This is a genomic window from Mycobacterium colombiense, assembly GCF_001953985.1.
Classification (GTDB): domain Bacteria; phylum Actinomycetota; class Actinomycetes; order Mycobacteriales; family Mycobacteriaceae; genus Mycobacterium; species Mycobacterium colombiense_B.
The window spans coordinates 128,107-141,114 of record NZ_MBEI01000079.1 but is presented as its reverse complement, the minus strand read 5'-3'; the positions used below and the strand labels follow the sequence as shown (position 1 = coordinate 141,114).

10 protein-coding genes and 1 pseudogene are annotated in these 13,008 nt (G+C 67.4%); 7 read left to right on the top strand and 4 right to left on the bottom strand.

Translation table 11 applies throughout. The features are described 5' to 3' along the window. Positions 1-13: 13 nt before the first annotated feature. On the bottom strand, positions 14-2,635 hold the full coding sequence (locus A5732_RS24665; protein ID WP_076103554.1) for an AAA family ATPase: 2,622 nt from the start codon (positions 2,633-2,635) through the stop codon (positions 14-16). Then, the gene (locus A5732_RS24660; RefSeq protein WP_076103553.1) at positions 2,632-3,783 is read right to left on the bottom strand and encodes a metallophosphoesterase family protein; all 1,152 of its coding nucleotides are present in this window, start codon (positions 3,781-3,783) and stop codon (positions 2,632-2,634) included. Before A5732_RS24660 ends, A5732_RS24665 begins: the two co-directional genes overlap by 4 nt. 1,223 nt (positions 3,784-5,006) lie before the next feature. On the opposite strand from A5732_RS24660, the pseudogene A5732_RS24655 reads away from it, so the two are divergent. From A5732_RS24655 to A5732_RS24645, 3 genes and pseudogenes are all read left to right on the top strand, one after another. Continuing rightward, positions 5,007-5,336: pseudogene (locus A5732_RS24655) on the top strand (DUF222 domain-containing protein); the annotation flags it as partial. A 175-nt stretch (positions 5,337-5,511) separates the two neighbouring features. Next, positions 5,512-5,946 carry an oxoglutarate dehydrogenase inhibitor Odhl gene (odhI, locus tag A5732_RS24650; RefSeq protein WP_076052411.1) on the top strand — a complete coding sequence of 145 codons (435 nt, stop codon included), beginning with the start codon at positions 5,512-5,514 and terminating at the stop codon, positions 5,944-5,946. A 66-nt stretch (positions 5,947-6,012) separates the two neighbouring features. Then, the gene (locus A5732_RS24645) at positions 6,013-6,516 is read left to right on the top strand and encodes a SixA phosphatase family protein (protein ID WP_076103552.1); all 504 of its coding nucleotides are present in this window, start codon (positions 6,013-6,015) and stop codon (positions 6,514-6,516) included. A gap of 110 nt (positions 6,517-6,626) precedes the next feature. On the opposite strand, the gene A5732_RS24640 is transcribed toward A5732_RS24645, so the two are convergent. Together A5732_RS24640 and A5732_RS24635 are read right to left on the bottom strand one after the other, a co-directional pair. Further along, complete coding sequence (locus tag A5732_RS24640; RefSeq protein ID WP_076052434.1) at positions 6,627-7,187, bottom strand: DUF3558 domain-containing protein; 561 nt, start codon at positions 7,185-7,187, stop codon at positions 6,627-6,629. Positions 7,188-7,195: 8 nt separating this feature from the next. Further along, complete coding sequence (locus A5732_RS24635) at positions 7,196-7,753, bottom strand: DUF3558 domain-containing protein (protein ID WP_076052433.1); 558 nt, start codon at positions 7,751-7,753, stop codon at positions 7,196-7,198. Positions 7,754-7,935: 182 nt separating this feature from the next. Here A5732_RS24635 and A5732_RS24630 point away from each other — a divergent pair, with 182 nt between their 5' ends. The 4 genes from A5732_RS24630 (at position 7,936) to A5732_RS24615 (ending at position 12,933) form a co-directional block, all read left to right on the top strand. Then, positions 7,936-9,702 (top strand): ABC transporter ATP-binding protein, encoded by a 1,767-nt coding sequence (locus A5732_RS24630; RefSeq protein ID WP_076103551.1) that lies wholly within the window; start codon positions 7,936-7,938, stop codon positions 9,700-9,702. Continuing rightward, on the top strand, positions 9,699-11,603 hold the full coding sequence (locus tag A5732_RS24625) for an ABC transporter ATP-binding protein (RefSeq protein WP_076103550.1): 1,905 nt from the start codon (positions 9,699-9,701) through the stop codon (positions 11,601-11,603). Before A5732_RS24630 ends, A5732_RS24625 begins: the two co-directional genes overlap by 4 nt. Positions 11,604-11,732: 129 nt before the next feature. Beyond that, the gene (locus A5732_RS24620) at positions 11,733-12,077 is read left to right on the top strand and encodes a DUF732 domain-containing protein (protein ID WP_076051540.1); all 345 of its coding nucleotides are present in this window, start codon (positions 11,733-11,735) and stop codon (positions 12,075-12,077) included. Positions 12,078-12,240: 163 nt separating this feature from the next. Further along, complete coding sequence (locus A5732_RS24615; protein WP_076051539.1) at positions 12,241-12,933, top strand: hypothetical protein; 693 nt, start codon at positions 12,241-12,243, stop codon at positions 12,931-12,933. Positions 12,934-13,008 lie beyond the last annotated feature (75 nt).

The window sequence follows — 13,008 nt, the reverse complement described above, 5'->3', positions numbered from 1 at the left end:
TCAGCCGCCAGGGCTAAGCGCTGAGATCGATGCGGTGGGCGCCCTTGACACCGTCGTAGCGGTCGGGGCTACAGGTGAGGACGATCACCTGCCCGTGCGTCCCCACGGTGTCGAACAACTCGCCCATCTTGGTCAACCGGTCGGGGTCGGTGAAACCGAGCGCGTCGTCGACCACCACCGGGACGGCGTCTTCCTTGGCGACCAGGGCCGCGCCGGCCAGCCGCGCCAGGATGCCGAGTTGCTCCTTGGCGCCGCCGGATAGGGATTCGTACGGCACCGTGATGCCGTTCAGCGTGCGGCTACGGATGCACAGATCGCTGTCGATGTCGACCTCGAAACTCGGGCCGAAGACCGGGCGGCCGAGCCGCTGCAGTTCCGCACGATAGGGCTCGACGTAGCGTCGCCGGGTGGTGTCGCGGTGGCGCGTCATGACCGACCGCAACAGTTGCGCGGCGCGGGCGCGGCCCCCCACCTGGCTGTGTTCGCTGGCGGCGTGCTCGCGTTCGGTTTCCGCGGCGTCGAGCTTGCCCTGGCGTCCCTCACTGCCGAACACCGAGAGTTCGATCGTGATCTCACGCAACGCGCGGGCGGCTTCCTCGTAGCGCTCGCGCAGCGAGTCGGCTTCCCTTTTGGCATCGGCCAATTCGGTCTCGACCGCATCGGGTGCGGCCGCGGCCACGGCGTAGGCGAGTTCGGCGGCCCGCTGCTGTGCGGCCTGCGCCGCGCCCAGCGCCGTGGCCGCGGCGGCCGCGAGTTCGTCATCGCCGGCCGACGCGCGTTCGGCGGCCAGTCGACCGGCGGCGGCGTCCAGCTCGGCGCGTTGAGCCTGCAGGGTGTTCTGCAGAACCGTTGCCCGCGTGGACAACTCGCCGAGCTTGGTGGCGGCGGCGGTGGCGGCCTGTCGGCGTGCCTCGCATTCGCTCGAAGCGGCCGCGCGAGCATCAAGGACCGCGGTGAGTTCGGCGCGGGCGGCGCCGATGTCGGTGACGACGAGTTCGGCCCCGGCGGGGTGTTCGGCGCGCAATTGCGCCAGCCGCGACCGCAGCTCGCCGGCCTGTTCGTCACCGCACAGGCCGGCCAGAGTTGCGGTGTGCTGATCGCGGGTGCTGTGCAACTCGCGGCGACGCTGGTCGGCGGACCGTGCCGCGGCGAGGTCGCTCACCCCACCGGCAGCCAGCGCCGCCGCCATCTCCTCTTGTGCCGCAGCGTGTTTGGCGTGAATGTCCAGCGTGGTCGCGCCCGGGGTGACCCGCGCGGTCAGGACACCGGCAACCTCCACCGCGGTGGGTCCGGCGGCGGTGGTCGACCAGCTCTGTCCGGCCGGCAGGGAGACCTGCCGGCCGTCCACGGTCAGCTGAATGTCTGCGGCGGCGGTGAATTCGATGGCTGCCGACGTCAGCGCCAACTGGTCACCGGTGCGATCGACGGCGGCCGCCGCGTCCTCGATGCGTCGCAGCACCGCCTCGGTGACGGCGATGGTGCCGAGCTCGACGCCGATCCGTTCGCGATCCCGCTCGATGGCATCGATCTTGGCCAGCCGGGCGGTCAACCGGTCGGCCTCTTCGCGGTTGGCGAGTTGGTCGACGGTGCCCCGCGCGGATTCGGTCCGGCGTTGCAACTCGGCAAGGGCCTCGGTGGCCTGTTGCAGCGCGGCGCCGGCCGCCTCGGCCTCCGCATGCGCCGCCGCTTGGGCGGCCGCGGCTTCTTGGCCCTGCGTTTGCGTTTCGGCGACGGCGCCGGCGCGGGCCTCGATTTCGGTGAGCAGTTGCCGGCGCGCGGCGTGGGCGCCGCTCGCCGCGGCCGCGGTGGCGGCCGCGGCCTCCGCGACCAGCTGGGCCTCACGCCGCTGCGCGGTCAGCGCCGCGACCTTGTCGGCGGCCTCCTGCGCGGCGGTGACCCGCGGCCCGGCGGCGATGCGGCGCTGGGAGAAGTCGGCCACCTGCTGGGTCAACACGGCGTGGCGAGCCACCCGCTCGTCGACCTCGGCGACCGCCGCCGCGCACTCGGCGACGGCGGCCTCGGCGTCGGCCAGCCGGGCGATCTCGGCGGCCCACTCGCCCGTCGGACGCCCGGTCGGGGTGAAGTAACGGCCGTATTCGGCGTCGATGCGTTCGATGAGCAAGGGCTCGGTGCCACACAGCCCCCCGCTGTCACCGGCGGCCACATCAAGCGCGCGCGACAGCGCGTCGCACCCGGACAGATCCACCGCGGCGGTCGACGCGGACTGCAGGACCCGCTGGGCGTGCCACAGGTCGCTGTCCACCGTCTCGGCCAGCATCGCCCGGACCCGTTCATGCGCCTCGTCGCCGGTCAGCTGTTCGCGGTACGGCCGGACCACCGTCAGCTCCGTCTCGCACTTCTTGTGAAACCGCTTGCGATAGACGAAACGATAAGGCCCGCAACTGATCTCGGCGGATACCTCGGAGCCCACGTCGCTGTGGGTGGGCTTGACCTGCTTGACTTCCTTCTTCGTCGAGCGGTCCCGCGCTTCCAGGAGCAGATCCAGGGCCTCGATCATCGACGACTTGCCGATCTCGTTGGCGCCGCACACCACGACGACACCGTGGTCGGGAAAGTCGATTTCGCGGTGCGAGATGCCGCGGTAGTTCGTCAGGATCAGCCGGTGCAGCTTCACGCCGCGCCTCGGTCGGTGAGGCGCAGCAGCAGCGCCAGCGCCGCCTGCGCGTCGACCGCGGTCGCGCAGTCCTCCTCGCGCGCCGTCGCCACCAATTCTTCGACCGCCGCGGCGGCGAAGCCTCCGATGCCCAGGTCGCTGAATTCGCCGTCGGCCGGGATCACCGCCAAATCGGTGTGTCGTTCCCACAGGCCCAGCCAGGCGAACAACCGCGCGTATTTATCAAGGCAGGCGTCCAGCGCGGCGCGGTCGGTGACCGTCAGCGAACCGGTCAGAGCCAGGCGCACCACGGTTCGGTCCTTCTCGCTCATCAGGTCCAGGTTCATGTCCAGGTCGGCGATGTCGCGACTGGTGTCGACCTGCCGGTGCATCGTGACGAACCGCCAGCTGCCGAGGTGCCGCGACGTCACGGAGACCGCGCGCTGCGGGTCGGCCTCGTCGATGTCGACGATCAGGACATGGCCGGGGTCGGATTCGACGTCGTCGAAGTTGGTGACTTCCGGGGAGCCGGAGTACCACACCCGGCCACTGCCGCCGACCTGGGTGAGGGAGTGCTTATCCCCCAGCGCGACATAGTGCACCGCGCCGCGGGTCAGCGCGTCGTCAACCGTGGCGAGCCGGATCAGCGAGAGCTTGTCCCGGTCGGGGTCCAGCACGTCCACGCCGCCGTGCGCGACGAGGATCCGGGTGCCCTCCGCCGCGGGCAGGCCGTCGAGGACGTCGGCGACCAGGTCGGTGGTCGGCACCTTCGACCGCCACGGCGCGGCGACGATCTCGAGCCCGGGACGCACCTGATGCGCGCCGGCCTGATCGAGCACCACCACGTTGTCGGGACGCTCGGCGGTGAACAGTGCGCTGGTGTACACCGAGGAGGCGTCCAGGGGGTCGTGATTGCCCGGCAGCAGGTACACCGGAATTCCGATGGCGCGCATGGCTTCCAGGGACTGCCCGATCACCTTGGGCGGAAGCTGATTGTGTTCGAAGACATCGCCCGACACGACGACGAACTCGGCGCCGACGTCTGCCGCCAGCGCGCCCAGACCGGAGACCACGTCGCGGCGGGCCGCCGAATAGCGCGGCTGGGCGTCACCGGCGAGGAAGTGCCGGGTCATGCCCAGCTGCCAGTCGGCGGTGTGCAGGAATCGCATGCCGGCGACCCCCTTTCGAAGTGCGTTTTTACCTGGGCATCGAGAGTTTAGGTCTGCGCACCGACAAGACGCGGGACCTCGATCGGCAGGTCTTGGTCTGAGAAATCTCGCACATCGGCTGACCCGGATCAGCGCGTCGAATCCCGGGGGAAACCGGATCAGGGCCCCAGTCAGGAACTGCTCGCGACCATGCTTCAAATGGGTTGCGCGGGCGTGAATCTACCCTGAAGGCCTGCACACGCCGCTGCAGTCAGCCAAGCTCAGCATCCACCGGTCCGACTCGAACCACGTTGGAAAACCACACTTCCGATGCGATCTCACGAAACCCAACGAGCTTGCGGCCGCTGTGCATGCGGCACAAGCTAACTTGGCGGGTTCTGAGGCCTGCCGGGGTTCGGAAACGCGGGGTTGGTGTAGGCCGGTGTCTGTGGCTCATCGCCGGGATTCGGATTCATTACCGGTGGTGGTCCGGACTCTGGCTCAGCTGATGGAGGCGGGGGTGCTCGATGTTCGGGCGGTGGCGGCTTGGGCACCAAGTAGTTCTTCCACGCGCCCGGTGGATTCGGCGCAGGGCCGATGGTGTTATCCGGCCAGCGCCATGAACAGCTACCGGACGCACCCCCGAAATCGCCTGCAGGAATAGTCAACCCGAAACCCATGAAACTTCCACCGATGGGGGAATTGCCACCTGGACCACCCAGGTTCCATCCACCATATTCGCAGTGCCAGTGTGTGCTGTTCTCTTCGACAGGAAAATCGCAGTAGTACGTCGTGGCCCCCGCCTCGAAAGTACTTCCGCCAACACCGGGATAGTCGCACACGCCAGGTCCTGGAAGATTGCCGCCCGGACCGGCCCAGGCCACCGGCGAATTGAGGATTACCCACCATGCAACGCCCAGCGCCACAAGTAATCTAATTCCCGTGCGCAACGACTCTTTCACTGTAACGCCTTCTGGCTTCGGCAATGGGCAGCGCGTGCCTCGAGGGGGACTGCTATCCCAAGTTCTACAACGCCCCGCACAAAATCGCAGAGGATTTGAGATTCGTCCCCATTAGGTTGATTCTGGCCATCGCCGCCGAGACTGTGCTGGCTGTCGGCCGACCATCTCCAACTCACTGCGCCTACCGGCTACAGCCGAGCTCGGCCACTTCCTTCTGCCAACTGACACCGGGGTCAGCGGGCGGAGTTTTGTCGGTGGGTGCGGCTAGTTTGGCGTGCGAGTCTGACTGGTCAGCTGGACGTCGACGCGGTGTTCGACCGTGCCTGCGGATTGTCGTTCGACGCATTGAACGCGCGGCAACAACTGGCGATCCTGCAGCGCTGCGAGAAGTGGCGCCAGCGCTCTCCGGCGCTGGAGCATCCGCTGGTCAATTCCCTTGCCCGCCAAGCCCCGTCCGAGGAACTCGGCGCCACGTTGACCCACGCGATCACCGAGTCGACGCCGATCAGCCGCGGCGAGGCCGCCCGGCGCGTCAAGGAGGCGCGGGATCTGGGCTCTCGGCACGGCCTGACCGGTGAATCCGTCCTGCCGGTTCTGGCCACCACCTCGGCCGTCCCAACGGGGGCAGCCCAACTTAGTTAGCTGGCCCCGGGCATAAGTCCGCCGCAAGCCGGGTACTTCATTTTGGCTAGCGGGTATCTGATCGTGCCCGAGGTTCAGGTTAAAGGAGCCGTCCAATGGGCTGGCACCATGCAAAACCGGCCAGAGCGGCGGGGGATGGAAATACATGAACCGCGGCGACGACGACCGACACCTCACCGAAGCGGCGGGGGAGACCACCGCGGATTATGGCGCCGACTTCCTTGACGAGCAGCAGGACGGTTCGACGGCTACGGCCGCGGCGGAATCCATCGAAGGGTTGCCGAGCGGATCGGCGCTGCTGGTTGTTAAGCGTGGCCCGAACGCCGGTTCTCGATTCTTACTCGATCAGCCAGTCACCTCGGCGGGGCGCCATCCCGACAGCGACATTCTGCTCGACGACGTCACCGTAAGCCGTCGCCACGCCGAGTTTCGCCTCAACGAGGACGGCGACTGGACCGTCGCCGACGTCGGCAGCCTCAACGGCACCTACGTCAACCGTCGGCCGGTGGACTCAACAGTGCTGGCCAATAACGATCAGGTGCAGATCGGTAAGTTCCGGCTGGTCTTCCTGACCGGATAGTCCTGCCCTGCCCGGCGGCGACGCTGATGATGACGACTCGGCGCCCACTGATTAACCTGATTTCTCGTGACTGACCAGCGCACCTTGCTGTTGATGCGGCACGCGAAGTCCGACTACCCGCCCGGTGTCGCCGACCATGATCGGCCGTTGGCGCCGCGCGGAATCAAGCAGGCCGGGCTTGCAGGCGACTGGTTGCGTGCCAACGCGCCCACCATCGATGGTGTGCTGTGCTCCACGGCGACGCGCACCCGCGAGACGCTGCTGAACACCCGCGTCGAAGCGCCGGTGCGATACAGCGAGCGCCTCTACGCCACCACCCCGGGCACGATGATCGACGAGATCAACACGGTGGACGACGGCGTCAACGCGCTGCTCGTCATCGGGCATGAGCCGACAATGTCGACCCTTGCGCTGGGGCTCGGCGGTGCCGGGGATACGAATACCTCTGCCGCCGAACGGATTTCGGTCAAATTTCCGACGTCAGCGATCGCGGTGCTCACCGTGCCGTGCGCGTGGAAGCAGCTGGAGCTCGGGGTGGCGACGCTGATCGACTTCGAGGTGCCGCGCTAGGAGTCGATGGCGGCGACCCGCCGCGCCCGGCTTCGCCGCGCTTGCGATCGCCGCTGGGAGTCGATGGCGGCGACCCGCCGCGCCCGGCTTCGCCGCGCTTGCGATCGCCGCTAGGAGTTGGTGGCCAGCGTCAGCTCCATCAACTTGATGGCCTGCCCGCACGCGTCGATGCCCGGGGCCTGCGGGTTGACCCACCATCCGACCACCCCGGCGGCGTCGCTGGCCACGCCGCACGCACCGTTCGCGTCGTCGGGCCGCATCACGATGGAGTCGATGCCGGCGATCGAGCGCGTCTCGATCTTGTATTTCAGGAATTCGGCGACCTTGCGCTCGTTGGACAGGCTGCCCTGCTCGAACCAGAACCGGGTGATGTCGATCAGGCCGGCCGGGTTGGCCGCCTGCCAGCGGCAGATCGCGCCGACGAAGGTGCTCTGAATGTCGAGCGGATCGGCGCCCACGGTCTTGGCCAGGATGTCGCTGGTCAAGACCTCACATTCCTTGAGCAGGTTCGGATACTGCTGCTGGGCGTTGTTGTTGCGGGGCACATTGCCACCCGCCTTGACCGCGTTGCCCCCGATCGAGCGGGAACAGCCCGTCAACACCAGCAGCGCGGCGATCACGACGGTCGCGGCGATGCGGGCAGTCCTTCTGCTGCGCGACCCGGCACGCATCGAGGCCATCACTTCGAATTCGCAATCGATTGGCGAGCCAGTTCTTTCGCTATGTCGCACGGCGGCGGGAACGGCTTCTGGCTGAAACTGACTGACCATTCAATAAAGTCGTCCTGGAACTGAATGCCCACCTCGCACAGCGAGTCACCCAGGTTGGGCTCGTTGCCTATGGCGATGAAACCCCCGTGGCCGTTGATGTTGATGTCGTCGACGCTGGCACGCGAGAGCTCCTCGGTCTTGCGTTCACGCCCGATCGGACTCCCGCGATACCAGGAGAAGGAGAAGTGCGGCCCGAGGATGCCGCCGCCGGCGAGCCACTGGCATCCGACGGAGTTGCGTGCGGTGTTGATCAGCCCGGTGACCTTGGTGAGCTCGGCGACCGTCTGGTCGCTGATGCCGCCGCATTGCGGGAACATCGCACCGTGGCTGCCCTGGCCGCTCTGCGGCGTCGACGACGCCGTCCCTCCCGGTTTGTTGCCGCCGGAATCGGAGCAGCCCGCGGCCGCGGGGATCAGGATCGTCAATGCTGACGCCACAAGAGCCAGCGCCCTGGTGTCACGCCGCACCGCTACCCTGCTTCCGTTCCGCCCGCTGCTGGTCCACACGATGCACTGTAGCGGCAGCCCAGCGGGTCAACCACCGACGCGCCTGAGCAGGTATTTCGGGGCCGCCAACACGTACGGCTCGGACCTTGACCGTCCGGCGGTTGGCGGGGACGGCCGGGCCGACGGTATGCGACAGTTACCCAATGCTCCTGGCACTGCTGCGCCAGTACATCCGGCCGTACCGACGGCTGGTGGCGGTGTTGATGGCGCTGCAGCTGGTCAGCAACCTCGCTTCGCTGTATCTGCCGACGGTCAACGCCGCCATCATCGACGAGGGAGTCGCCAAGGGCGACACCACCACGATCGTCCGGCTCGGCATGGTGATGCTCGGGGTCACCGCATTGCAGGTGTTGTGCTCGATCGGGGCGGTCTATTTCGGCTCGCGCACCGGGATGGGCTTCGGTCGCGACCTGCGCGCGGCGATGTTCGAACACGTCACCACCTTTTCCGAGCGCGAGACCGCCCGATTCGGAGCGCCCACGCTGTTGACGCGCAGCACCAACGACGTGCGGCAGATCCAGTACCTGGTGCAGATAACGGGCACCGTGCTGGTGACGGCCCCGATCATGTGCCTCGGCGGGATTTTCATGGCCATCCGCCAGGAGGCCGCGCTGACGTGGCTGCTGTTGGTCAGCGTGCCGATCATGGCGGTGGCCAACTACTGGGTGATGTCGCACATGCTGCCCCTGTTCCGCCGGATGCAGGGCCTGATCGACGGCATCAACCGGGTGATGCGCGACCAGCTGTCCGGGGTGCGGGTTGTCCGGGCGTTCGCTCGGGAAGATTTCGAGCGTGACCGCTTCGCCCGCGCCAACACCGCGCTGTCGAATACCGCACTGACCGCGGGCAACTGGCAAGCGTTGATGCTGCCGGTCACCACGCTGACCATCAACGTGTCCAGCGTGGCGCTGATCTGGTTCGGCGGGTTGCGTATCGACCGCGGCCAGATGCAGGTGGGTTCGCTGACCGCCTTCCTGGCCTACTTCACCCAGATCCTGATGGCGGTGTTGATGGCGACGATGACACTGGTGGTCTTGCCGCGGGCCTCCGTCTGCGCCGAACGGATCACCGAGGTGCTCGCCACCCGCCCCGCCGTCACCGATCCGGTGAATCCGCGCTCCCCGCGCGGCGCGATCACCGGGACGGTGCGCCTGGAGGAAGCGACGTTCACCTTCCCGGGCGCCGATCGCCCAGTGCTACAGAACATTTCGCTGACCGCGCTGCCCGGAACCACCACCGCCATCGTCGGCAGCACCGGTTCGGGCAAGTCGACGCTGGTCTCGCTGATCTGCCGGCTCTACGACGTGACCGGCGGGGCGGTCTCTGTGGACGGCATCGACGTTCGCGATTATCAGACGGAGCGGTTGTGGTCGGCGATCGGGCTGGTCCCCCAGCGCGGCTACCTGTTCTCCGGGACGGTCGCGGACAACCTGCGCTACGGCGCGGCCCCCCACCAAGAGGTGACCGACGAACAGATGTGGGAAGCGTTGCGGGTGGCGGCCGCCGACGATTTCGTGCGGGCCCACGACGACGGGCTGCGCATGCGGGTGGCCCAGGGCGGTATCAACTTCTCCGGCGGGCAGCGGCAGCGACTCGCCATCGCCCGGGCGGTCATCCGCCGCCCGGCCATCTATTTGTTCGACGACTCGTTCGGCGCGCTCGATGCCCGTACCGACGCGCGGGTCCGCGCCTCGCTGCAGGAAATCTCCAGTGAGGCCACCGTTATCCTTGTCACACAACGCATCTCGATCGCGGCGCAGGCCGACCAGGTGATCGTGATCGACAACGGGAATCTGGTGGGCGCGGGCACGCACGAATCGCTGCTGGCCGATTGCACCACCTACGCCGAATTCGCCGACTCGCAGTCGGTCGATGCCGTGCGCTCGGGTCGAGTCGGGGGCACGCCGTGACCCGCGCGAGCACCAAGGCGCCCCGGCCGCCCGCCCCCGCCAACCGTTCCCGCGACTTCCGGGGCACAGCCGCCCGTTTGGTGAAACGGCTTGCGCCGCAACGACGGCTGTGCGCCGCGGTGATCACCTTGGGAATCGCCGGCGCGGCCATCGGGGTGGTCGTCCCGCGGATCCTGGGGCATGCCACCGATTTACTGTTCAACGGTGTCATCGGGCGCCAGCTCCCCACCGGAATCACCAAGGCACAGGCCGTCGCCGCCGCACGTGGCAGAGGGGCCAACACCTTCGCCGACTTGCTGTCCGGGATGAATGTGGTGCCGGGCCACGGTGTGGACTTCGAGGCGGTCGCACGGACGCTGACGCTGGCACTGGCGCTGTATCTCGTTTCCGCGCTGCTGATTTGGGGGCAGGCCCGGCTGCTCAACGTCACCGTGCAGCGCACCATGGTGGCGCTGCGTTCCGATGTCGAGGACAAGATCCACCGGTTGCCGTTGTCCTACTTCGACGGCCGCCAGCGTGGTGAACTGCTGAGCCGCGTCACCAACGACATCGACAACATCCAATCGTCGCTGTCGATGACGATCAGCCAGCTGCTGACATCGGTTCTGACCGTGGTCGCGGTGCTGGCGATGATGGTGTCCATCTCGCCGCTGCTGGTGGTGATCACCGTGCTGACGGTGCCGTTGTCCCTGTTGGCGACCCGGGCGATAGCGCGTCGTTCCCAGCGGCTGTTCGTCGCCCAGTGGACCAGCATCGGACGCCTCAACGCCCACATCGAGGAGACCTACAGCGGTTTCACGGTGGTCACGACGTTCGGCCACCAGGCCGCGGCGCGCGAACAATTCCGCACCCTTAACGACGACGTCTACCGCGCCAGCTTCGGCGCGCAATTCTTCTCCGGGCTGGTGGCCCCGGCGACCACGTTCATCGGCAACCTCGGGTACGTCGCCGTCGCCGTCGTCGGCGGCCTGCAGGTGGCCACCGGCCACATCACCCTGGGCAACATCCAGGCGTTCATTCAGTATGTGCGGCAGTTCAATTCGCCGTTGAGCCAACTGGCCGGGATGTACAACACCCTGCAGTCGGGGGCGGCCAGCGCCGAACGTGTCTTCACGCTGCTCGACGAGCCCGAGGAATCGCCGGATCCCGCGCCCGCCACCCGGCCCGGCGCGAACCCGCAGCCGGCTGGGCGTGTCGAATTCGCCCACGTGAGCTTCGCCTACCGCCCGGGCACCCCGGTGATCGAGGACTTGTCCATGGTGGCCGAACCGGGCAGCACGGTGGCGATCGTCGGGCCGACCGGAGCGGGCAAGACCACGCTGGTGAACCTGCTGATGCGGTTCTATGACGTCGACGCGGGCCAGATCCTGCTCGACGGGGTCGACATCACCACGATGGACCGCCGGTCGCTGCGGTCGCGAATCGGCATGGTGCTGCAGGACACCTGGCTCTTCGACGGGACGATCGCGGAGAACATCGCCTATGGACGTCCCGACGCCGGTGCGGACAAGGTGCTCGAGGCCGCCGAGGCCGCCTACGTCGATCGTTTCGTGCGGACGTTGCCGGCCGGCTACCAGACCCGAATCAGCGGTGACGGAGGCAACATCAGCGCCGGCGAAAAGCAGCTGATCACCATCGCACGCGCATTCCTTGCCCGCCCGCAGTTGTTGATCCTCGACGAGGCGACCAGTTCGGTCGATACCCGCACCGAGGCCCTCATCCAGCACGCGATGTGCGAACTGCGCCGCGACCGCACGAGTTTTATCATCGCGCACCGGCTTTCGACGATCCGCGATGCCGACCGGATCTTGGTGGTCGAGGCCGGCCGCATAGTCGAGCAGGGCAATCACAGTGAACTACTCGCCCGGCGCGGCACGTATTACGAGATGACACAGGCGTAATGCCGCGCGCCTGGGGCGCATTGATAAGCGGCCGCGATCGCTACCAAGAAGTTATTGAGAAGACACCAAGGAACAAACCAGACGCTGGGATCGTCCTACTCAGTAACGCACCTGAAAGGGGTGGCAGCAATGTTCTCCCGCCGCATCATCACAATGGCCACCGCCGCCGTCGGCACCGCCGCCATCGGGCTTGCGTCCGCTGCCATGGCCGGCACCGCCGCGGCGAGCTCCGTGCAGACCGCCGATCAGGCGTTCCTGGGCCAGATGCAAAGCCTCGGCGTCTCTTTCCCGTCGACTCAAGATGCCGTGCGAGCGGGCCACCAGGTGTGCACTGACCTGGCCGCCGGCCAGACCCCTACCGCAGTCACCGTCCAGATCTTCCGCCACACCAACCTGACTCCCCCGCAGGCGGCCAACGTGGTGATCGCGGCGACCAACGCCTACTGCCCGCAGTTCTCCGGGCAGCCCGCCTAGCCGACCCACGACCCACGATGGGGGATTCCGGTTACCGGGATCCCCCATCGGTAGCTGGAGCCCACCCCACGCCAGACCGCTCCAAGGATTCGTAGAGAAGTCAAAAAGGCGGACATCCGAAGCTCTTCTCAAGACACCCGCGAGACACGAGAAGAGGCCCACCGTGAAGACCGCCAACATCGCCAAGACCCTCACCTTCGTGGTGGCCGCCGCCGCAATCGCCCTCGGCCTGGCGGCCCCGGCCGGCGCCGCGGCTTCCCAGCTCACCTACGGCGACCCGACCGCCGCCGCCCAGTTCTGGCGCCAGCAGCAATACGACGACTGCGTGCTCATGTCGAGCGCCGACGTCATCGGCGAGATCACCGGCGTGCAGCCGTCGGAGCACGACATCATCGAAAAGGCCCAGTCGACGCCCAGCGTCGCCCACCCCGGCCCGATCTACACCAAGCCCGCCGCCAGCAGCAACCCGGAGGCGGGTCCTGGAGCGAACACCGCGGACATCCCCGAATTGCTGGCCCAGTACAAGATCGGCGCCGTCGCCGGCGACAAGGACGACGCCGCGCAGACCGGCACCCCGTCGGGAATGGTCGGGCTCGAGCGAGCACTGGCCGCCGGGCACAAGGTGATCGTCAGCCTCAACGCCGAACTCATCTGGCACCAGCCCGTCGAACAGAAGGACAAGAACGGCCGCCCGGAGTCCAATCACGCCGTAGTGGTGACCGGGGTGGACACCGTCGCCGGCATGGTTCACCTCAACGACAGCGGCATTCCGGAAGGCCGTAACGAGCAGATTCCCATTCAGCTCTTCGTCGAGTCGTGGGACACCAGCAACGAGTTGATGGTCGTCACGACCTGAACCGAAGGCGATTCGCCTCACGCGGCGCGCAACGCCCCCGGGCTTGCGCGCCGCGGGTATGTCTCGCCAATGCAA

Excerpts from the sequence above, each read along its gene's own strand:
- A5732_RS24640 (WP_076052434.1), bottom strand. The coding sequence starts at position 7,187 with ATGCGTGCCGGGTCGCGCAGCAGAAGGACTGCCCGCATCGCCGCGACC.
- A5732_RS24630 (WP_076103551.1), top strand. The coding sequence starts at position 7,936 with ATGCTCCTGGCACTGCTGCGCCAGTACATCCGGCCGTACCGACGGCTG.
- A5732_RS24620 (WP_076051540.1), top strand. The coding sequence starts at position 11,733 with ATGTTCTCCCGCCGCATCATCACAATGGCCACCGCCGCCGTCGGCACC.
- A5732_RS24660 (WP_076103553.1), bottom strand. The coding sequence starts at position 3,783 with ATGCGATTCCTGCACACCGCCGACTGGCAGCTGGGCATGACCCGGCAC.
- odhI (WP_076052411.1), top strand. The coding sequence starts at position 5,512 with ATGAACCGCGGCGACGACGACCGACACCTCACCGAAGCGGCGGGGGAG.